Source organism: Aromatoleum anaerobium (assembly GCF_012910705.2).
GTDB classification, from domain to species: Bacteria; Pseudomonadota; Gammaproteobacteria; order Burkholderiales; family Rhodocyclaceae; genus Aromatoleum; species Aromatoleum anaerobium.
Genome location: NZ_WTVG02000037.1, coordinates 95,439 through 112,429 on the forward strand (window position 1 = coordinate 95,439; position 16,991 = coordinate 112,429).

20 protein-coding genes are annotated in these 16,991 nt (G+C 61.2%); 12 read left to right on the forward strand and 8 right to left on the reverse strand.

Annotated features, from left to right (window positions below):
* The first annotated feature begins 7 nt into the window (after window positions 1–7).
* Window positions 8–1,303 carry a cobyrinic acid a,c-diamide synthase CobB gene (locus GO606_RS06430; protein WP_169118752.1) on the forward strand — a complete coding sequence of 432 codons (1,296 nt, stop codon included), beginning with the start codon at window positions 8–10 and terminating at the stop codon, window positions 1,301–1,303.
* Window positions 1,304–1,447: 144 nt separating this feature from the next.
* Here the strand turns inward: GO606_RS06430 and GO606_RS06435 are convergent, their stop codons facing one another.
* From GO606_RS06435 to GO606_RS06445, 3 genes are all read right to left on the reverse strand, one after another.
* Window positions 1,448–2,623 carry an SRPBCC family protein gene (locus GO606_RS06435; protein ID WP_169118751.1) on the reverse strand — a complete coding sequence of 392 codons (1,176 nt, stop codon included), beginning with the start codon at window positions 2,621–2,623 and terminating at the stop codon, window positions 1,448–1,450.
* 912 nt (window positions 2,624–3,535) lie between these two features.
* Complete coding sequence (locus GO606_RS06440; protein ID WP_210147685.1) at window positions 3,536–5,299, reverse strand: AIPR family protein; 1,764 nt, start codon at window positions 5,297–5,299, stop codon at window positions 3,536–3,538.
* 349 nt (window positions 5,300–5,648) lie between these two features.
* On the reverse strand, window positions 5,649–6,263 hold the full coding sequence (locus GO606_RS06445) for a tyrosine-type recombinase/integrase (protein WP_169118750.1): 615 nt from the start codon (window positions 6,261–6,263) through the stop codon (window positions 5,649–5,651).
* Between the two features lie 514 nt (window positions 6,264–6,777).
* Between GO606_RS06445 and GO606_RS06450 the strand changes: the two genes are divergently transcribed.
* From GO606_RS06450 to GO606_RS06480, 7 genes are all read left to right on the forward strand, one after another.
* Complete coding sequence (locus GO606_RS06450) at window positions 6,778–7,065, forward strand: hypothetical protein (protein WP_169118749.1); 288 nt, start codon at window positions 6,778–6,780, stop codon at window positions 7,063–7,065.
* A gap of 36 nt (window positions 7,066–7,101) precedes the next feature.
* Window positions 7,102–7,527, forward strand: a complete 426-nt coding sequence (locus GO606_RS06455; protein ID WP_169118748.1) for a hypothetical protein — start codon at window positions 7,102–7,104, stop codon at window positions 7,525–7,527.
* A 65-nt stretch (window positions 7,528–7,592) separates the two neighbouring features.
* A complete protein-coding gene (locus tag GO606_RS06460) occupies window positions 7,593–8,057 on the forward strand; it encodes a hypothetical protein (RefSeq protein WP_169118747.1) in 465 nt (154 codons plus the stop codon).
* Window positions 8,058–8,319: 262 nt separating this feature from the next.
* Window positions 8,320–8,790: a hypothetical protein gene (locus GO606_RS06465; RefSeq protein ID WP_169118746.1), complete on the forward strand. Its 471-nt coding sequence runs from the start codon at window positions 8,320–8,322 to the stop codon at window positions 8,788–8,790.
* 52 nt (window positions 8,791–8,842) lie between these two features.
* Window positions 8,843–9,979, forward strand: a complete 1,137-nt coding sequence (locus GO606_RS06470; RefSeq protein ID WP_169118745.1) for a COG3904 family protein — start codon at window positions 8,843–8,845, stop codon at window positions 9,977–9,979.
* Between the two features lie 621 nt (window positions 9,980–10,600).
* Window positions 10,601–11,047, forward strand: coding sequence for an SRPBCC family protein (locus tag GO606_RS06475; RefSeq protein ID WP_169118744.1), 447 nt, complete (start codon window positions 10,601–10,603; stop codon window positions 11,045–11,047).
* Between the two features lie 70 nt (window positions 11,048–11,117).
* Window positions 11,118–11,393, forward strand: a complete 276-nt coding sequence (locus GO606_RS06480) for a hypothetical protein (protein WP_169118743.1) — start codon at window positions 11,118–11,120, stop codon at window positions 11,391–11,393.
* On the opposite strand, the gene GO606_RS06485 is transcribed toward GO606_RS06480, so the two are convergent.
* The 3 genes from GO606_RS06485 to GO606_RS06495 form a co-directional block, all read right to left on the reverse strand.
* Complete coding sequence (locus tag GO606_RS06485) at window positions 11,347–12,528, reverse strand: methyltransferase (RefSeq protein ID WP_169118742.1); 1,182 nt, start codon at window positions 12,526–12,528, stop codon at window positions 11,347–11,349. The two genes, GO606_RS06480 and GO606_RS06485, sit on opposite strands and share 47 nt — an antisense overlap.
* Before the next feature lie 85 nt (window positions 12,529–12,613).
* The gene (locus GO606_RS06490) at window positions 12,614–12,994 is read right to left on the reverse strand and encodes a DUF6746 family protein (protein WP_169118741.1); all 381 of its coding nucleotides are present in this window, start codon (window positions 12,992–12,994) and stop codon (window positions 12,614–12,616) included.
* Window positions 12,995–13,232: 238 nt separating this feature from the next.
* The gene (locus GO606_RS06495; RefSeq protein ID WP_169118740.1) at window positions 13,233–13,484 is read right to left on the reverse strand and encodes a hypothetical protein; all 252 of its coding nucleotides are present in this window, start codon (window positions 13,482–13,484) and stop codon (window positions 13,233–13,235) included.
* Between the two features lie 51 nt (window positions 13,485–13,535).
* Here GO606_RS06495 and GO606_RS06500 point away from each other — a divergent pair, with 51 nt between their 5' ends.
* Entirely contained in the window at window positions 13,536–13,730 is a 195-nt protein-coding gene (locus GO606_RS06500; RefSeq protein ID WP_169118739.1) for a DUF2149 domain-containing protein, read from the forward strand.
* 261 nt (window positions 13,731–13,991) lie between these two features.
* Here GO606_RS06500 and GO606_RS06505 read toward each other — a convergent pair whose 3' ends face one another.
* Complete coding sequence (locus GO606_RS06505) at window positions 13,992–14,312, reverse strand: ferritin-like domain-containing protein (RefSeq protein WP_246979416.1); 321 nt, start codon at window positions 14,310–14,312, stop codon at window positions 13,992–13,994.
* 65 nt (window positions 14,313–14,377) lie between these two features.
* Between GO606_RS06505 and GO606_RS06510 the strand changes: the two genes are divergently transcribed.
* Window positions 14,378–15,502, forward strand: coding sequence for an ISAs1-like element ISAzo3 family transposase (locus GO606_RS06510; RefSeq protein ID WP_169120938.1), 1,125 nt, complete (start codon window positions 14,378–14,380; stop codon window positions 15,500–15,502).
* Here the strand turns inward: GO606_RS06510 and GO606_RS06515 are convergent.
* Window positions 15,482–15,754, reverse strand: coding sequence for a ferritin-like domain-containing protein (locus GO606_RS06515; RefSeq protein WP_246979417.1), 273 nt, complete (start codon window positions 15,752–15,754; stop codon window positions 15,482–15,484). The two genes, GO606_RS06510 and GO606_RS06515, sit on opposite strands and share 21 nt — an antisense overlap.
* Before the next feature lie 293 nt (window positions 15,755–16,047).
* Between GO606_RS06515 and GO606_RS06520 the strand changes: the two genes are divergently transcribed.
* Both GO606_RS06520 and GO606_RS06525 read left to right on the forward strand, forming a co-directional pair.
* The gene (locus tag GO606_RS06520; RefSeq protein ID WP_343316184.1) at window positions 16,048–16,203 is read left to right on the forward strand and encodes a 4Fe-4S binding protein; all 156 of its coding nucleotides are present in this window, start codon (window positions 16,048–16,050) and stop codon (window positions 16,201–16,203) included.
* Entirely contained in the window at window positions 16,200–16,988 is a 789-nt protein-coding gene (locus tag GO606_RS06525) for a cyclase family protein (RefSeq protein WP_169118411.1), read from the forward strand. The genes GO606_RS06520 and GO606_RS06525 overlap by 4 nt, the downstream gene beginning before the upstream one ends.
* The last annotated feature ends 3 nt before the right edge of the window (window positions 16,989–16,991 follow it).

The following is a 16,991-nucleotide window of genomic DNA, read 5'->3' on the forward strand; positions in this document are numbered from 1 at the left end:
AATCACCATGCCGAGTTGTCCCGCACTCTTCATCGCCGCGCCGGCCTCGGGCCAGGGCAAGACCACTGTCACCGCCGCGCTCGCGCGCCTGCACGTCCGCCAGGGCCGGACGGTGCGCATCTTCAAGTGCGGCCCCGACTTTCTCGATCCGCAGATCCACGCCTTCGCCAGTGGCCAGCCCTGCTACAACCTCGACCTCGGCATGTGCGGCGAGGCAGACGCGGCGTGGCGGCTGGCCGAAGCGGCCGCAGGCGCCGAGCTGATCCTGATCGAGGGCGTGATGGGTCTGTTCGACGGCCAGCCCTCGGGCGCCGACATCGCGCGCCGTTTCGGCGTGCCGGTGGTGGCGGTGATCGACGCCGCCGCGATGGCGCAGACCTTTGGCGCGCTCGCCCACGGCCTCGCTAGCTTCCAGCCCGGTCTGCCGTTCTCCGGCGTGCTCGCCAACCACGTCGGCAGCGCCGGCCACGGCGAGCTGCTGCGCACCAGCCTGCCGGCCGGGATGCGTTTCTACGGCGCGATCCCGAAGGACGCCGGGGCGGCCTTGCCGGAGCGCCACCTCGGCCTGCTGCAGGCGATCGAGATCGCCGACCTCGGTCATCGCCTCGACCGCATCGCCGACCATCTCGCTGCCACCGGCGCTGCCGAGCTGCCACCGGCAGTCGACTTTCCCGCCGTCACCCCGCCGGGGGTGGCCCCGTTGCTGGCCGGAAAAACGCTGGCGATTGCGCGCGACGCCGCCTTCAGCTTCATCTATCCGGCCAACCTCGACTGCCTGCGCGCCCTTGGCGCCCGGTTGGAATTTTTCTCGCCGCTGGCCGGCGATGCCCTGCCGACCTGCGACGCGATCTGGTTGCCCGGCGGCTACCCGGAACTACACGCGGCCGAACTGTCGTCGCGTCGTCCCCTGTGGCAGGCGCTGGCCCGGCATGTCGCGGCCGGCCGCCCGGTGCTCGCCGAATGCGGCGGCATGATGAGCCTGTTCGAGACCCTGCGCGACAAGGCGGGCCACGCCCATGCGATGGGCGGACTGCTTCCCGGCGAGGTCGCCATGCAGGACCGCCTGTCGGCGCTCGGCACGCAACTCGTCGAATTGCCCGAGGGGCGCTTCGCCGGCCATACCTTCCACTACTCGAAGGCGGCGACGCCGCTCGCGCCGCTCGCCCACGCCACCCCGCTGGCGGCGCGATTCAAGGGCAGGCCGGGCGAGGCGATCTACCGCGTCTCGCGCCTGACGGCCAGTTACCTGCACTTCTACTTTCCGTCCAACCCGGAGGGCACAGCAGGGATATTTTTGCGATAAGCGACACATGGGGATGAACCTTGGTCGAACAGGGTTTCCGATCAACCAATCCAGTTTCGGCAGTCCCTGCACAAAGCGGCCGCCCCGGGGCGGCCGTAGTTTTTCCGCAGGCCGAAAGCCGGTGACGACCGGCCCGGCTCCGGTTCAGTGCAGCCGTTGAGCATCTTCGGCCGCACGTCTGGCCGAGGCATCGCGCGCGGCGATGCCCGTTTCGAGGAAGGACTTCACGCGCATCAGGTCCTCGTCGATCTCGGTCTTCGCATCGCGCCCGAGCAGCCGCGCTGCCGCATGGCCGATCGCCCCGGCGGCGGGCGCGTAGTCCATCGACACCCGCAGCCGCGTGCCTTCGCCGGCGGGTTCGAAGTCGACGCGCCCTTCGCTCTCGACCGGTGCGCCCTGGACCGTGTGCCAGGCGAGGCGGCGGTTCTGTTCGCGCTCGGTGATCCGGGCGTCCCATTCGACCGGACCGAACGGGCCGGCGACTTTCCAGTGCCAGCAGTTCTCGCCGGTCGGCCGCACTTCCTCGACGTTGCGCATGAACTGCGGAAAATCCTCCTGGTGCTGCCAGAAGTCGAAGACGCGTTCGGGCGGGGCGGCGATGAACATTTCCTTGTCGATATGCACGCTGCGTGGCCCCGACATGCCCGTGACCTCGCCGAGCTTGCGGTTTGCCAGCGCGCGCGTGACCAGCGCGCCGCCGAGCAGCGCCTGCAGCATGCCGAGCGGACGGTTGCGCGACAGCCCGGCCAGCGCGAGTGCACCGCCCGCGACCCCCGCGAGCAGCCGGATCGAGGGCGGCCAGCTCTCGGCCATTCCCGCGCCACGGCGCCCTTCGTGCGCAAGCGCCCCCTGCAGCGCGGAAACGTTCCCCGGCTGCTCGTGTACCTGCAACTGGTCCTCGATCCCCGTGACGCCGCGCACCGACCACACCGCGCTCATCAGGCGGTTCACCTCGTTCGCGAGCACCGGCCCGGACAGCACCACCGTGCCGTCGTCGCGCGCCTGCACCCTGAGCGCGTGTGAATTGCGCACCAGCCTGCCGATGCGGGCCCGCACGCGCTCCTCGACCTGATGCGCCGTCACCGGCTGCAACCGGCCCGTACCCGGACGCAACCGGGCCGCGATGCCGTAGCTGCGGTTGACCGCGTCGCGGTACGCGGTGTCGGCGAAGTGGGTCAGCCGGTTGCGCGTGCTCTCGAACTGATCGACGACAAACGCGCGCCGGCGCCTGCCGACATCGGGATCGAACAGATACATCGCCAGCATCCCGAGACCGAACCCCCGGATTGCCGACGTGACGCGACTCACATGGTTTCTCATTCCAGTCCTCCTTGCCGGCCGCTGCGACGACAGGAACAACGCCCCCGGCTTCGTGAAGTGTGCACCGTCGACACCGTCGCGCCGGGGATTACCGCGACGAAGCCGGCCTCGCCCGGCCGGCCGTGTCGGTCGGGTGCGGGCTCACGAAGGAGGCGCGGGCAAGAAACGTTCCCTGCAGGAATGCCGCAGAGGACGCCGGAAAGCGGTGCGCCGAGGGGGCAGCCGGCTGCGGATTGTAAAGATTGCGGGCGGGTGCAAATCCCGCAGGGCGCTCCGGTCCGGCGTAAACGTGGTCAGCCTCCCGCGCTCGGCCCCGCCTTGGGACGCTTCCTCACATCCATCGGCCGGACGAGCGCGCGCGTCATCATCGCGGGCAACGCCACGGGGATCAGGTGAGCGCCCGGGAACAGACGCTGAAGGGGCCGGTCTCGATCGGCTAGCGGCCATTGACCCGAAAATCGGGGCGAACGGCAGTTCCGCGCTTCGACGAGCTCACCCTTTCGACCCACTGCTGTCATTCGACGTTCGGATGGTCCGATGGCAGGTTCCTAAGCATAGCTGTCACCCAGAGCGGCAATTGACAGACGGCCCCTCGGCCTGACCGGCCGTTGGCCTGATGGTCCGTGTCGGGCGGCAATGCGACGGTCACTTGCCGGTCAGCTGCTGAGGGAGCTCATTGACCGCTTGTCACGTCGGGCTACAGCCGGACCCGACTGCAGACCGAACGCGGAGTGCGACCAGCCGGTCGTCGATTCGACACAGCCGCCATTCGGACGGCTAGTTCGCTCCAAGAACAGCCAGGCGACCTACGCGTGGCATGCAACTGAGCCAAAGGAGCCCCAAGCCATGAACAAATTAATCAACGGCGACGTAGGTTATGGCTTTGGGCTTGAAGTAGGGTATCCCTCGCCGTCAATCGGCAGACCAGCGGTATTCGAAGTCCTCCACCTTTAGCGCCGTCGCTTCACTGAGCTTGTTCTTGATCTCAGCTCCGCCCGGCATCATGGGCAACATGTTGAAGTAGTTTCGAATGGCGCCGTTGATCCCAGCAAGGCATCCCTTTGTCTTAACCCAGTTCTGCGGGCTAAAAACGCGGTTGGCCGGTTGTGGTTCGTTCGCGGCCGCTTCGAGAGCCATGTTTAGACTCGTGCCCGCAACCCTCACAATCTCGTCGATCATCCCTGCTTTAGCTGCAGCTTGGTAGGACCTGCTCGGACTCGGCACGCGCTCAGACTGATTGTTGGCAATCGAGAAGCACATACCTATCGCGTAGAGATGATGGTACGGTGCGTACGCCTTCATCGCCAGCAACGTCTCATTGAAGTTCAGGGGGTTGGTGGTAACCCAGTTTTCGAGCACCTTGCTCATCCAGCTGCTGAGGGAAAAAACGTTCTCTGGCTGGTAGTCCTTGTTCTTAAACAGGGTCTCGAAGTACTTATCAAAAATCTTCGTTTCCCCATATGAGAGGTTGGGGCGTTGCGTGTGCCAGGCGACCAAGTTCTTGGCGAATCCAGAGAGGTCGACGACATAGGCGGCGTCTTTCTCTGCCGGCGCAGTCTCCCCTCGCTTTGTACTGAAATATCCGTTCGGGTAACGTAGCTCGTACGCCTTCTTGATCGACAACACCCGCTTATCGTTGCTACGGAGATCTCTCGCCTTCACCGCACTCTGAGAGTTGGTGAAAATCGAAATCTTATCCGCGCGCTCACGTTGCGGGATTTCATAGAAACGGAAAAGAATGAATGCGTCATCGACCTTCTTAACCGTTTCACTACACGACAAAATCGTGTTGAGCGATTGACATCCATTGACGACGCTCAACCCTTTGAGGCTAAGAGTTTCCCCCTCCAACGTCAGTTTGTTGCAGAGCGCCGTGACTCCGTTATGGAAGAAGAAGAAGTCCGAGCGTTTGTCGCCGAGGATTGTGCTTCGAATCCCCTTGTTGACCGCGTTACTCGATCCCAAGCTCTGACGAACATTCTTCTGAAATAACGTACCGTCCTTAATCCCTGGGAGTTTGACGCACTCACTTAGTGGCAGCGCAGCGATCACCACAGGTGTCCCAGCGACCTCGTGGAACATGAATTTGCTGCCCTTAAGCTGCAAATCGTAGTTGAGGCTCGGGTTATCCGTCTCGACCGCGTACTCGTAGCGTCGCCGCAACTCGTCGGGGTCGATGACATGAATTGTTGCGTCAAAGTCGTCTTTTTCGCTGAGTCGAGCAAGCTCCTGTTGAAACGCTTCCAAGTCATGCTTGGCCGCGTCCGTAAGGACTCCGGTAGTAATGAGCTCGAAGGAAACCTCGTAGTCCTCATCCAGCGCCGCGGCGAGTTCTGCGAGTTTCCTTTGCAGCTTTGCATTAGCGACGTTTTGCAGGCGAGCCAAGTCCTTGATCTGCAGCCAAGCCGACAAGACTTCGCGCAACGGTTCGGCGTCCACTACGCCGCCCTGGATGAACTTTCCTTGGACAATGTGAACGAGCGATCTGTCATCGTCAATAACGATGGCGTCAATCTGTTTATCGTTTCCGCCATCGGTGATATCGTCGCGAGTCTCGTTCATGTCGCGAAAAAGGATGTTTCGCAGATACCAAGCGACGAACCGTTGGCCGTCGTTAGAAAACCTCTGCCGAAAATATTCCGACGAATCAATCTGCTGCTTGATCAGCTCGTACACGCCTCTGCCTCCCCCAAAATACTCTTGTACGTCCATCGCTTCATTATGGCATGAAGATTGAATGAGGTTCATTCGACCGTGCGAACATCAATGTGAGTCGCATGGACCTTTCCAGGTAGCCCCGAGTGTCCATCTGGGGTGAAATACCTGCTAGATGATGCGTAATAGCCAAGTCGCGGCGTCGGCCGGTGAATTTTAGTCGGCTACCCGATAGGTTTCAGAGTGGAGCCGCCGGTTGAATGGCGGCTATGCCTGATGGGCGACTGGCTGACGTTGGCCGATCCTACCCTCCCGGCGGTTAGCGGCCGCTCGTCGCTTCAGTGGTTTTCGGCGAGCAGCCGAACCACGGTCAGATTTCGATCTGCTCAGAGATCTCCAGGGCATCGTCGACCTCGATGCCAAGATATCGGACTGTGGACTCCAGCTTGGAATGACCCAGTAGGAGTTGAACCGCCCGCAAGTTCTTCGTCCGCTTGTAGATCAGGGTCGCCTTCGTCCGTCGCATGGAATGCGTGCCGTAGGCGGATGGATCCAGGCCGGCCGCTGTCACCCATTGTTCGACGATCCTCGCATACTGGCGGGTGGAGACGTGCGGCGAACGGTGCAGCCTGCTGGGAAAGAGGAAGTCCTCCGGCTTTAGCTTTGCCCTCTCGATCCATGTCGCCACTGCAGCTCGCGTCGGCTCAGTCAGTTCGAACTGGACCGGCCGCTGCGTCTTTTTCTGGACGACCGCCGTGCGGGACAGCACTTGGTTGCCATGCGTCACGTCACGAACGCGCAGGGCGACGAGGTCACATCCGCGTAGTTTGCTGTCGATGGCGAGGTTGAACAGCGCCAGATCCCGCACTTGATGCGCGTTCTGTAGGTGGATGCGGATCGCCCAGATGTCCTTGGGCTTGAGCGGCGCCTTCTGACCCACCAGCTTTCCCTTGTTCCAGGGCTCCCGACGCTCGTAGGATTCCATGTCAGACTCCTTTGCTGTTGATCGGAGCCTGATTGTTCCCCCCCGAGCGTCCGACCGCTTACAGGGAGAGCCGCCAACTCGTGCTGCCGGCCAGGACCTGCCGGTGACGATTTTTCCGCTAAGCCGACGTTGAGGTGGATCTCGGGTTCATAAGCCGTCGTTCGCCCGACAGAGGCGGCTTCCGCCGACGACGAGCTGCTCTGCGAGTGCTCCAGATGCTGGCCATCGCCTTCCCGAGGTCTCAGCCGGGCTAGGAACAGTCAGTGAGAGTTTGCCGCGTCTAGCGGGCATTCCACATCTATATACGGTATGCTGCTCGCGTTTGTGGCGCCGCCGGCTTTCGCGATCTGTTGCTCGGGGCGAGAAGCGTCACCTATGATGTTAAGTGCCGATTTTCGTAGAAGGCATGAGGCTTGTGCGGTTTGATGTTATCGAACGCTGCCCATGTTATGCAGCAATGCAGTCTCCCTAAAGCAATTTTGGGCGTCACACGAGAACCGATGAGGAAGCGCAAATGCAGCTAAAACACTCGGCAGTCAAACGCGGTGGCGTAACGTCCTCGTACTGGTCTGGTGGCACCCAGGATGTCTCCTGCCATACCGGCGCCGAGGGCCTTCGATTCAGCTTCATGCTTCCGTCAAAGGGCGGTGGCGATACGCAAATCCAGGTCAGCGTAGGTCTTGAAGACTTACGAGTTCTACTCAAACAACTCGCCGCAGAGCACCCAGACTTTGCGCAAACCCTCGCTGAATGCACGCAAGTTGCTGTTTCGGCGCTGCTTAAGTTAAAGAAGTCCGGGTAGGTTCAGTCCGGTCACGCAAGTTAGGCATCAAGTGCAATGACGCCCAACACCTCCATCGGGCGTCGCTCATGTCGAACGTTGGGCGTCACGCGATACGTTATCTTCCTTACAACGACCATGAAAAGCAAAGAGGCGTTTGCCTTTCCTCTTCCGGGATTCAGTCATCAAGAAAGCCGCATTCTGCGGCAACTTGTTGTCTGGGCCGATGAGTACCTTCACAAGAAGGCAGCAACAAAGTCGCGATACATTGCGCCGCCCACGACGGAACAATGTACGAAGCATTTCCAAGTATCGCACTACGAAATGATGGCCTTGCTCAATCGGCTTGAGCGTGACGGTCTGGTAAGTAAGGAGCGCAGGCTATCTGCCGGCCTATCGGGCAACGGGTACGACGGCTCTCTTCATTCATCGGTGCTGCCAACGATGAAGGCTCGAGACCTTGTTGCGCGCAATTCGAAGTGAGCAGTCAGTGGTCGTCTCGCCCCAACCCCTCCATCGAGCCAACAAACATGACGGAGTATTGTACTATGCGGAGTGACTCACTTGCCACGAAAACCTACGCCCTTTCAGTCCTTATTCCGCTGATGTTTGGGGCAGCGGGTGCTCGAGCCGAGCCGCCGCCACCTTTTGCTGTGACCTGTAACCAATTAGTTGTTGGTCCTGCCAAGAGCGTCGATGATCCAATTCGAATCAACTGGGATGGAGCAAAGCTCGTTACGAAGGGGCATAGCCCGGATGGGAAGATCGAAACAGATGAAGATCGAGTAATTTCGAGCAAGAATTTGCCTGTGGGCCGCTTAGGGGGTGTGCACTTTACCTTTCATACGGCGACTCACCAAACAAAGGCCTATCGATACCTCACATCCTTGAAGCTCTTACCGCGCGCCAAAGGTTATTCACTCGAAATGAGTTTCGCAACGGTCGACGCCGAGGGGCTCCTAATAACAGCAGGGTCGATTGACTATGACGAATGCTATCTGCAAAATTTGTGATCGCATTATTGTAGTCGAAATCGTGTCCGCCGGAATTTGGTTGGGGCGCAATGTCTCGGATCGGTGTTGGTAAATGCACTGAATCTGAACCACCTGCGCCCCTGTCGTCGCTCCAGCGGGTGCCTGCCGGCACGGCTGATCTTGGTCGTTGAGCGTCCGCTTTCCCATTGAGGGTAGAGCGGCTGTGGGTCGAGCCCGGCCTGACGGATGCGAAGATAGCAGCCGTTCGAGGGGACAGAATCTCTAGACTGCCAGGATGATAATGCGCAGAGACGAAATCGCAAATGAATTATCGATCAGGGCATTCGAGTTCTTTTATTGGTTTTCCCGGTTCGAATTTGCACTTAAAGAGAACGGCTACTTAAGGTCTCATGATGTAGGCAAAAAAGCTGAACCAGGCTGGGATGAGTTTGTAGCGAAGTGGAGTGAAGGATATAGCCCCTCTCGCAACGCAATTGAGTTGCTACGAGCGCCTCCTGAGACGCAAGTGGTGGGGGAAAACAGTCAGCTGACATGGCGAGTCACAGAGCTATCGGACTACCGATCTGATTTGGCGAAAGTTGTTCGACTGGTCAAGACGGTGCGGAATAATTTGTTCCACGGTGGAAAACATGGCGGTGCTGGCTGGAGCAATCCAAGCAGAACCGAGTCACTGCTAACAAATGCGACGGCTGTCTTGGATCAACTAGCCGAGCTCGCTGTCATTGAGGCGGACTACCAAAAGAGATACTGAGAAAGCCGATTTAGACCTACAACAGATCATTTGTCATAACCAAAAACTCAAAATGACGAATTTCCACCTCGTTCTTGTGGCTCTCACGACGATTGTTGGAGCAACGATCGCACCTGCATCCGCCGTGGAACCGGCCGGTCAGATGGTTTTTTACGATGCTAACAATGGTGGAAACTGCAGTAGTTGCGCGTGGATTGCGGCTACGGGCGAGATAACGGAGGGAACCGCTGAGCGATTCGAACGCTTCGTCCAGCAGCGCAACGACAAAATGTGCCGGTTGGTGGTCATGCATTCGCCCGGCGGGTTGCTAACGGAGGGCATTAGACTAGGCTACGCATTGCGAAAGCATGGATGCACCACGACCATTGGACGTACCGTGTCGGCACAGATTAAGGAAGCGCCCCATCTCAAAGATGTAGAACCGGGCCATTGCTACTCAGCGTGCGCTTATGCTTTCCTCGGTGGCGAGCGCCGTTGGGTGGATGCAACAAGCCGCTATGGAGTGCACCAGCACTTCAACGCGGATGCCGTTGTGGCACCCCTTGCCAAAACACTCAGTTCGCTGGACTTATCGACGAGTCAGTTCCTGACAGGGTTGCTGGTCGCCTATGTGATCGAAATGGACGTGAATCCGCTGCTCGTGACCGTTGCAGCGATGGCTGCCCCTCATGAAGACATTGCTGTTCTGGATCGTAATGCTCTTGAGGCAATGCGAGTTGTTACTGATATTACGCCTCCGATGGCTGAGTGGTCTCTCGTTCCAATCGCAAATGGCCTAGTCGCGCAGGTTGAGCAGATACAGGATGATTCCGGCTCAATTCAAAGAGCCCGTCTGCTATGCACAAGCGGGCAGCCAAACAAGCGCTTCCTCGAAATCATCGTGCCTGTTGGTCAATTCGCAGGACAGATAGACCACGAACTTAAGCTTGGCCGCGGCGCCGTGGTATTACGCAGTGATACCACCCTTGAGATCAATAATTACAGCGCTGAAATTGTAGGCCAAGAAAAGAAGTCACTTATGATCCTTCGGTTAGCCTTGAGCGACGACGCATTGGAGCAGCTAGTGAAGGAGAAAAAATTTTCCTGGGCGCGGGACGCATCAAGAGTGTCTCAAAAATTCTTTTCAGGCTGGTTTTCGCTAAAAAAGGCAGGGACGATGAGTCCGTTTGCGTTCAAGCACTGCATCTAATTACAGGACAGCGCGGCGACATAGGGTGGTTTAAATACATTTGCCCCCTACGCGGAACTGGATTGAACGACCGCTTCGCGATGGGGCGTATGGCCGCATTGGGTCGGAAGTTCGAGTTCATCGGGCGGGCAAGCGGTCATTGACCATGGGCGGCGGCTGAGCGACGGGTATCCCGCTCATTGCCGCCCGATACCGAACACAAGGCCAACGGCAGGTCAGGCCGAGTAGCACTCATTGAGCACCTGGCAGGTTTCAGCGTGAAGCGGCCTTTTTGGTGTCAGGGCTGGAGATTGGGTGATCGACCGCTCGTAGCCGGAAGCTCCGCTTTACGGACATTTCCCCAAAGCGGTCGTCCCCCTTCTCGGCAGTGCCGACCGATCGGCCGCTGTGGTCGATGACGCCGGGTGGACCGCGTCGAAGGCCGTTCAACCTTGAAGTCGCCCTTGAGCCATTACAGGAATGACTGTCCGGAGCCGCTCGGCTTGTCACGCCGAGGCAGAGCGGGTGATCCCGAGCACCAAAGGATTTCGGGTGACTATCGCTTGGGTTTCCTGCCGTTCGACTAAGGTATGAGAAGGGGCGGCAACGGCCCCGAATCCAACCCCAACGAAAGGAGAGAACATGTCTACCGGTACCGTCCACCTGCACCGCGTGCTGCGCGCAAAACCCGAGAAGATCTACCGTGCTTTCCTCGATGCGGAAGCGCTCGCCCGATGGCTGCCGCCCAACGGCTTCACCTGCAAGGTCGACCACCTGGATGCCCAGGTTGGCGGCACGTTCAGGATGGCGTTCAGGAATTTCGGCACGGGCAACAGTCAATCCTTCGGCGGCAGCTATCTGGAACTCATTCCGAACGAACGCATCCGCCACACGGACAAGTTCGACGACCCTGGCCTGCCGGGCGAAATGGTGATGACGGTCACCCTGCGCGCGGTGGCCTGCGGGACGGAGGTGCACATCGTGCAGGAAGGTATCCCGGAGGCGATTCCACCGGAGTTCTGCTACCTCGGGTGGCAGGAGTCGCTCGAGCATCTGGCGCGGCTCGTCGAGCCGGAAATTCCGGATTGAAACCCGGCCCGGATCCTTCCTCGGGATTTGGCGCGGCGGTCATTACAAGGCAGTCGCTCGGGATGATTCCATGGCGGAGTGGCTGCTCAGGGCTACGTCCCAGCCGTTCAACCCTCATGCCACCACCGTCTGTTCGACCGATGAACGGGCTCAATTACAGTCGATCCGCATCGCGCTGCGCGACATCAACGAACCAGCCGTGCTCAGCCTGCTGAGCCGTGCGGCCGGTGGGGACGCAACGGCCTACGAAATCGACGATCAGGGAAGAATGTGGCGGGCCGGGCACGGCGTCGGAAACGCTAAGTCTCCCGCCGCCGCGCCAGCACCATCAGATTTCGCGGCGTAAGCGCGCGTGCGCAAAAGGTGCCGACCTCGACGTCGAAACCGGCCTCTTCAAGCCCCAGCGCGAGATCCATGATGAGCCAGGTCTCCAGCGCGCGCCGGAACGCGTGACGCACCAGTTCGAAGCGCCGCACTTCGGCGCGGCGCCGCTCGCCGCTCGCGAGCCAGTGCGTCCAGTCGATCGCGGCCGGCAAGCGCACGCGCTCGCGCTGCGCCAGGGCTTCGCAGAAACCGGCGAAGTCGCCCGACAGCCAGGGTGAGGGCACCGGGCGGAAAGGGCGGATCGCCTCGCCTTCGAGCGCGTTGCGCAGCGCGATGAAGCCGAGCTTCCACGCCTGATCGCGTGCGAGACGTTGTCGCACGTGGCGCGGGGCGGTGACGGTCTCGGTCACCGCGAGGCGCAGCGCCGCGGCGTCGAGCGGCAGTGAAGCCTCCGAACTGAGCGGGCGGTAGCCGTCGTCGGCGCCGAGGTGGTAGCAGCAGGGCGCGATCCGGTAGCTGTGCGCGCGGTCGGCGGCGGCGGAGCGCACCAGCGTGCGGTGCAGCTCGCCGCACGCGTGCAGCGCGACGACGGCGTGGCCGCGGACGTGTTCGCGCGATCCCGGCGCGAGCGCGTCGGCGCACAGCACCGTCTGCTCGACGCCCGCGCGCTGGGCGAGGTGTTGCGCCGCTTCGCACAGCGCCGGGTCGAGCTCCAGCGAGCGGACCGGCACCCGGTCGGCGAGCGCGAGGCGCCTTCCCAGGTGCCCTTTGCCGGCACACCACTCCAGCAGCGGCGCGTGGGCGGCGTGCCCGTGCGCGGCGAAAGCTTCGACCTGCTCGCGCTTGCGTCCGGGAATCGACCAGTCGAACCGGGTGCCGACGGGCGGCAGCACGCGGGGGACCAGTTTCGGCACGTCGCACAAGGCTTCGAGCCTGCCGGCTGCCGGCAGCCGGGGCGTGAGCCACGCACGGCACGCGGCGGGATCGGCGGTGAATTGCTCGAGCGCGGCTTCGTCGAGCCCGAGCACCGCTTCGGCCAGCGCCGGCCACTGTGCGCACCATTCGGGGCGCCGGACGTGAAACGGCTGCGGCCGCCATAGCGACTGGTGCTGCTGCAGCAGCGACTGCAGTTCGAGAAGGCGTTCGCGGTGGTTCATCGGTTGAGAGCAGCCAGGTTGGAAAAGCGGCAATTTCTGCGGCGGCTGTCACCGTGGAGCCGAGGCTGAGGAGTCCCGCAGCCAGCTACTTTACGACCTGCCGGGAAACTGAAAGGTATTCGTCGCCATGCTGGATGACGCCTTCCCGATCCAGCTTCTCGGACGCCTGATGCAGCTTCTCCAGCTTTTCGGCGAGCTTCGTCAATTCCTCGTTCATCTTCCCCAGCGCGTTTTCCAGCGTGTACGTCAACTCGTGCACGTCGGCCATCGCTGCATCGCTGACATTGCCCTTGAGAATGGCCTCGAGCTTGGCGTTGTATTCGGAAAAGTTCTTTACGGCTTCAGGAAGCGTCTTTGCTGGCTCGCCTTTGTAATGTCTGACCGGTTCGCCCGCTCCGGAGGCGAAGGCGGTCGGAACGAACGCGAGGAGGGCGACGGTCGCGGCGATGACTGCGGGTTTCTTCATTCTTTGCTCCCGGGATTTTGTGCATAACGAGAGTAAGTCGCATTCATCTTACTGGGTCAGCGCTGCGACCGCGAGCTCTGTCCGCGGGGCGTATGCAAGACAAGGGGTGCTCCTTGCAGTGATTGGGACAGGTGAATGTGAAGTGGGTCCGGGACCCGGAATCGCCGGGCAAGCTCGCGAAACAGCGCCAGCGAGGCGGTCTCGAAATTCGGCACAAGTGTCGCGCGGGACTTCCGCTTCATGCTTGTTGCGGGGCTGCCCATGCCTTGGTGATTTCCTGTTCGAGCATCCGGCAGGAGTCGAGCAGGTCGCGATCGAATGTCGGCTGGTGATCCATCCTGTGGAGCAACAGGCGGGCGCGATGGACCGAGCGCTGGCAGCCGGTATGCATATAGTTCGACAGGTGAGCCAGCGTCCCGGCGAGGAGGGCCATCTGATCGGGGAAGGCAGACTGAAGCAGGTTAGTCGCAGGCATGTCATTGGTATTCACGAATGAGAATTATTCGCAAGTGTAGGCGCGTATGATGGCTTGTCAAGTGCGATGACGAACCCCTTCAGCGCGGACAAGGTGACCGTCATCAAGAATCCAGGCGAGCCCGACATGGAGATGATCGTCAAGGACGGCGAGAAGGTCGAGCACTACAAGGCGAGCGGCACGATCGGCAGCGGCGAGGGGGAGAAGGCGGGGGTGGCCTACCGCATGAAGGACGGGTCGATGGTGTATGTGCCCGAGTGAGGGGCTACCGGTTCGGGCATGGCAGTCGAGTGACGGTACCCCCACGAGTCGAGCGCGATACGGCGGGCGCCGCGACATCTCCGGACTCGATCATCCGATGCGTCCCTCGTCGGCTTGGGCGGCCGGAAGCCTGGCGATTTTGAGAATGAAGAGCGGGGCACGGGTGCTTTCCCTCGTTTCGACCCACCACAACCACCCCATCGGCGAGAACATCGGAATCCGCCTGGATGCCGACCACGTGATCGCTTTCCATGGCAGGGCTCACATCTGCGACTGCAGATAATTCTCCAACCCTACCTTGTCGATCAGGCCGAGCTGTTTTTCCAGCCAGTAGGTGTGATCCTCTTCGGTGTCCGCCAGCATCCCTTCAAGGATCTCGCGCGTCTGGTAGTCCTTGACCGTTTCGCAGTAGGCAATCACATTCTTCAGGTGGCCGACAACCTTCAATTCCAGAGCGAGGTCGTTCTTCAGCATATCGGGGACCGTCTGGCCGATCTGCAGGGGCTCGCGCTTGGATAGATCGGGGGCAGGGCAATCGCACCTAAAATGCATAACCGATACAGGTAAACCGTTTACGATCATGCGCTTAGCGAGCCCCTGTTCACAACGTCATATTTTGTGTAGCTTACTGTCTTTTTGGGACTCCCATGAAGACAGGCCAGTTGATGCCCGTGAGCGAAGTGTTCGTGTCGGTACCCGACCCGCGCAGCAAGCGGCAGGCCAGGCACGATCTGTCCGAGTTGCTGACGGTGGCGGTGTGCGCGGTGCTGTGCGGGGCGAACGATTTCGTGGATGTGGCGCTGTGGGGCAAGTCCAACCTGGCCTGGCTGCGCAAGTTCCTGAAGCTCAAGGCGGGCGTGCCCTCGCATGACACGTTCTGCCGGGTGCTCGCGATGATCGATCCCGCGGCCTTCGAGGCGGCCTTTCTGCGCTGGGTGGGCGTGCTGGTGCCGGCGCTGGCGCCGGACAGCGTGGTGGCCATCGATGGCAAGACCAGTCGGCGCAGTGGCGGCAAGGATACGTCGGGGCCGTTGCACATGGTCAGCGCCTTTGCCGCCGGGATGGGTCTGGTGCTGGGGCAGCGCGCCACCGATCAGAAGAGCAACGAGATAACAGCGATTCCCGAGTTGCTCGCCATGCTGGCGCTCGAAGGCACCATCGTCACGATCGATGCGATGGGCACCCAGGCAGCGATTGCCCGCACCATCCGTAGTCGTGGCGCAGACTACGTGTTGTGCGTCAAAGACAACCACCCCACGCTGACCGACTCGATTCTGCTCACCCTGGCCGGCGTGGCGGAAAAGATCGCGCCGGCTTCGCATTTCGAAGAACAAACCAAGGGCCACGGCCGTGTGGAGGTGCGCCGCTGCTGGGCCTATGATGCGGTCAGCCAGTTGTACAAGTCCGAGCAGTGGGCCGGGCTGCAATCGTTTGCGCTCGTCGAGCGCGAACGCACCGTCGACGGCAAGACCAGCGTCGAGCGCCATTACTACATCAGTTCCCTGCCCGCAGATGCCGCCAGAATTGCGCAGGCCGTGCGCAGCCATTGGGCGGTCGAAAATCAGCTTCACTGGTCGCTCGATGTGCAGTTCAACGATGATCAGTCCCGTGTGCGCCGAGGCTATGCGGCCAACAACTTCGTGGTGCTGCGCCACATCGTACTGAACCTGCTGCGCCACAACACCACCCGCAAGGCCAGCATCAAGTCCAAGCGACTGCTCGCCTGCATGGAGGATGACTTTCGCGAAGAGTTACTCGGGCTGGCCATATGAGCGCCTCGGGTTATGACAAAACGGTGCAATTGCCCTGAGATCGGGGGTGCCTTCCAGGAAAAGGATGCGCGCGATGAGGCCGGAGGCATGCTCGAGTTCCTCCGACATCTCATGGGCAATCCGTTCGTGCAGCTTGGGCAGCCCCCAGTTGTCGTACATCCTCGAATGGGTGAAATACTGATCCACGGCCGTCATTTCGCCTGCCAGCAACGCGTTCAAATGATCAATTACCTGGTTGTCGCCTTTCATCATGTTCTCCTTGTGGGTCCGGACAACAGCACCTTGAAGTCATCGTTCAACATAGCTCAAGGCCGTTTTTCTGTGGTTAATGAGACGCGTTGTCGATCAGGGGGCGATGCAGGGTCATCCGAGCACAGGCGCGCGGTTTTTGCGCCGCGTTTTTACCGGCCCGTCGAAAGACGGGCATTTCCGGGATAGGCGCCGCAATCACGGGATAGCTGCCTCACGGCGACTGCCATACCTTCAGGCCGCTGAGCAGTCGCGAAACTCCAACGCTCGCGAAGGCGGAGACCCGCGCCGACGGGATCGTTATGGCCGATCGCGACAAGTGCACCGGCTGCGGCTCGTGCATCGTTGTCTGTCCGCACGACCAGCGCACGCGACTCGATGGCAGCGACGAAGGAGAAATTTCGATGATGGCGAGCACTTTCAATAACGAAACCGAGGAAAGCACAAGATGACATCGAATGGAACCCTCCTGACGCAGCTCGTCGACGCGCTCGCAACGGGGACTGTCAGAGTCCTCGACCTGACCCAGCCGCTCGGCCCGGACACGCCGGTGCTCGGCCTGCCGGCGCCGTTTTCGAATTCGCCGCCGGTGACTTTCGAGACGATCTCGCACTATGACGACCAGGGGCCGGCGTGGTATTGGCGGACGATCCGCATGGGCGAGCACACCGGCACGCATTTCGACGCGCCGGTGCACTGGATCAGCGGCAAGGATCGCAGCGAAGGGACGGTGGACACGATTCCGCCGCGCCGCCTCGTCGGTCCCGCCTGCGTCATCGACATCAGCCGCGAGGCCGCGGCGAACGCCGACTATCTGCTGACGCGCGACGCGCTGCTCGAATGGGAAAGCCGGCACGGGCGCATTCCGCCGAATGCGTGGGTGCTGCTGCGCAGCGACTGGTCGAAGCGCGTCGGCGCGGACGAGTTCCTGAACTGCCGCGAAGACGGCCCGCATTCACCCGGCTTCGACCGCGATGCGACCGAACTGCTCGCGCTCGAACGCGACGTGCTCGGCATCGGCGTCGAGACCGTCGGCACCGACGCGGGCCAGGCGCACTCCTTCGATCCGCCGTTCTGGACGCACCACATCATGCAGGGCAACGGCAAGTTCGGCCTTGCCAGCCTGTGCAATCTCGACCAGCTGCCGCCGACCGGCGCGGTGCTCGTCGCCTCGCCGCTGAAGCTCGTCGGCGGCTCGGGCAGCCCGCTGCGCGTGCTGGCGCTCGTCCCGGCCTGAAAC

Excerpts from the sequence above, each read along its gene's own strand:
- GO606_RS06480 (WP_169118743.1), top strand. The coding sequence starts at position 11,118 with ATGGCGGAGTGGCTGCTCAGGGCTACGTCCCAGCCGTTCAACCCTCAT.
- GO606_RS06515 (WP_246979417.1), bottom strand. The coding sequence starts at position 15,754 with ATGATGAAAGGCGACAACCAGGTAATTGATCATTTGAACGCGTTGCTG.
- GO606_RS06505 (WP_246979416.1), bottom strand. The coding sequence starts at position 14,312 with ATGATCGTAAACGGTTTACCTGTATCGGTTATGCATTTTAGGTGCGAT.
- GO606_RS06490 (WP_169118741.1), bottom strand. The coding sequence starts at position 12,994 with ATGAAGAAACCCGCAGTCATCGCCGCGACCGTCGCCCTCCTCGCGTTC.
- GO606_RS06465 (WP_169118746.1), top strand. The coding sequence starts at position 8,320 with ATGCGCAGAGACGAAATCGCAAATGAATTATCGATCAGGGCATTCGAG.
- GO606_RS06510 (WP_169120938.1), top strand. The coding sequence starts at position 14,378 with ATGAAGACAGGCCAGTTGATGCCCGTGAGCGAAGTGTTCGTGTCGGTA.
- GO606_RS06460 (WP_169118747.1), top strand. The coding sequence starts at position 7,593 with ATGCGGAGTGACTCACTTGCCACGAAAACCTACGCCCTTTCAGTCCTT.
- GO606_RS06500 (WP_169118739.1), top strand. The coding sequence starts at position 13,536 with ATGACGAACCCCTTCAGCGCGGACAAGGTGACCGTCATCAAGAATCCA.
- GO606_RS06450 (WP_169118749.1), top strand. The coding sequence starts at position 6,778 with ATGCAGCTAAAACACTCGGCAGTCAAACGCGGTGGCGTAACGTCCTCG.
- GO606_RS06525 (WP_169118411.1), top strand. The coding sequence starts at position 16,200 with ATGACATCGAATGGAACCCTCCTGACGCAGCTCGTCGACGCGCTCGCA.
- GO606_RS06470 (WP_169118745.1), top strand. The coding sequence starts at position 8,843 with ATGACGAATTTCCACCTCGTTCTTGTGGCTCTCACGACGATTGTTGGA.
- GO606_RS06430 (WP_169118752.1), top strand. The coding sequence starts at position 8 with ATGCCGAGTTGTCCCGCACTCTTCATCGCCGCGCCGGCCTCGGGCCAG.
- GO606_RS06485 (WP_169118742.1), bottom strand. The coding sequence starts at position 12,528 with ATGAACCACCGCGAACGCCTTCTCGAACTGCAGTCGCTGCTGCAGCAG.
- GO606_RS06435 (WP_169118751.1), bottom strand. The coding sequence starts at position 2,623 with ATGAGAAACCATGTGAGTCGCGTCACGTCGGCAATCCGGGGGTTCGGT.
- GO606_RS06445 (WP_169118750.1), bottom strand. The coding sequence starts at position 6,263 with ATGGAATCCTACGAGCGTCGGGAGCCCTGGAACAAGGGAAAGCTGGTG.
- GO606_RS06455 (WP_169118748.1), top strand. The coding sequence starts at position 7,102 with ATGACGCCCAACACCTCCATCGGGCGTCGCTCATGTCGAACGTTGGGC.
- GO606_RS06475 (WP_169118744.1), top strand. The coding sequence starts at position 10,601 with ATGTCTACCGGTACCGTCCACCTGCACCGCGTGCTGCGCGCAAAACCC.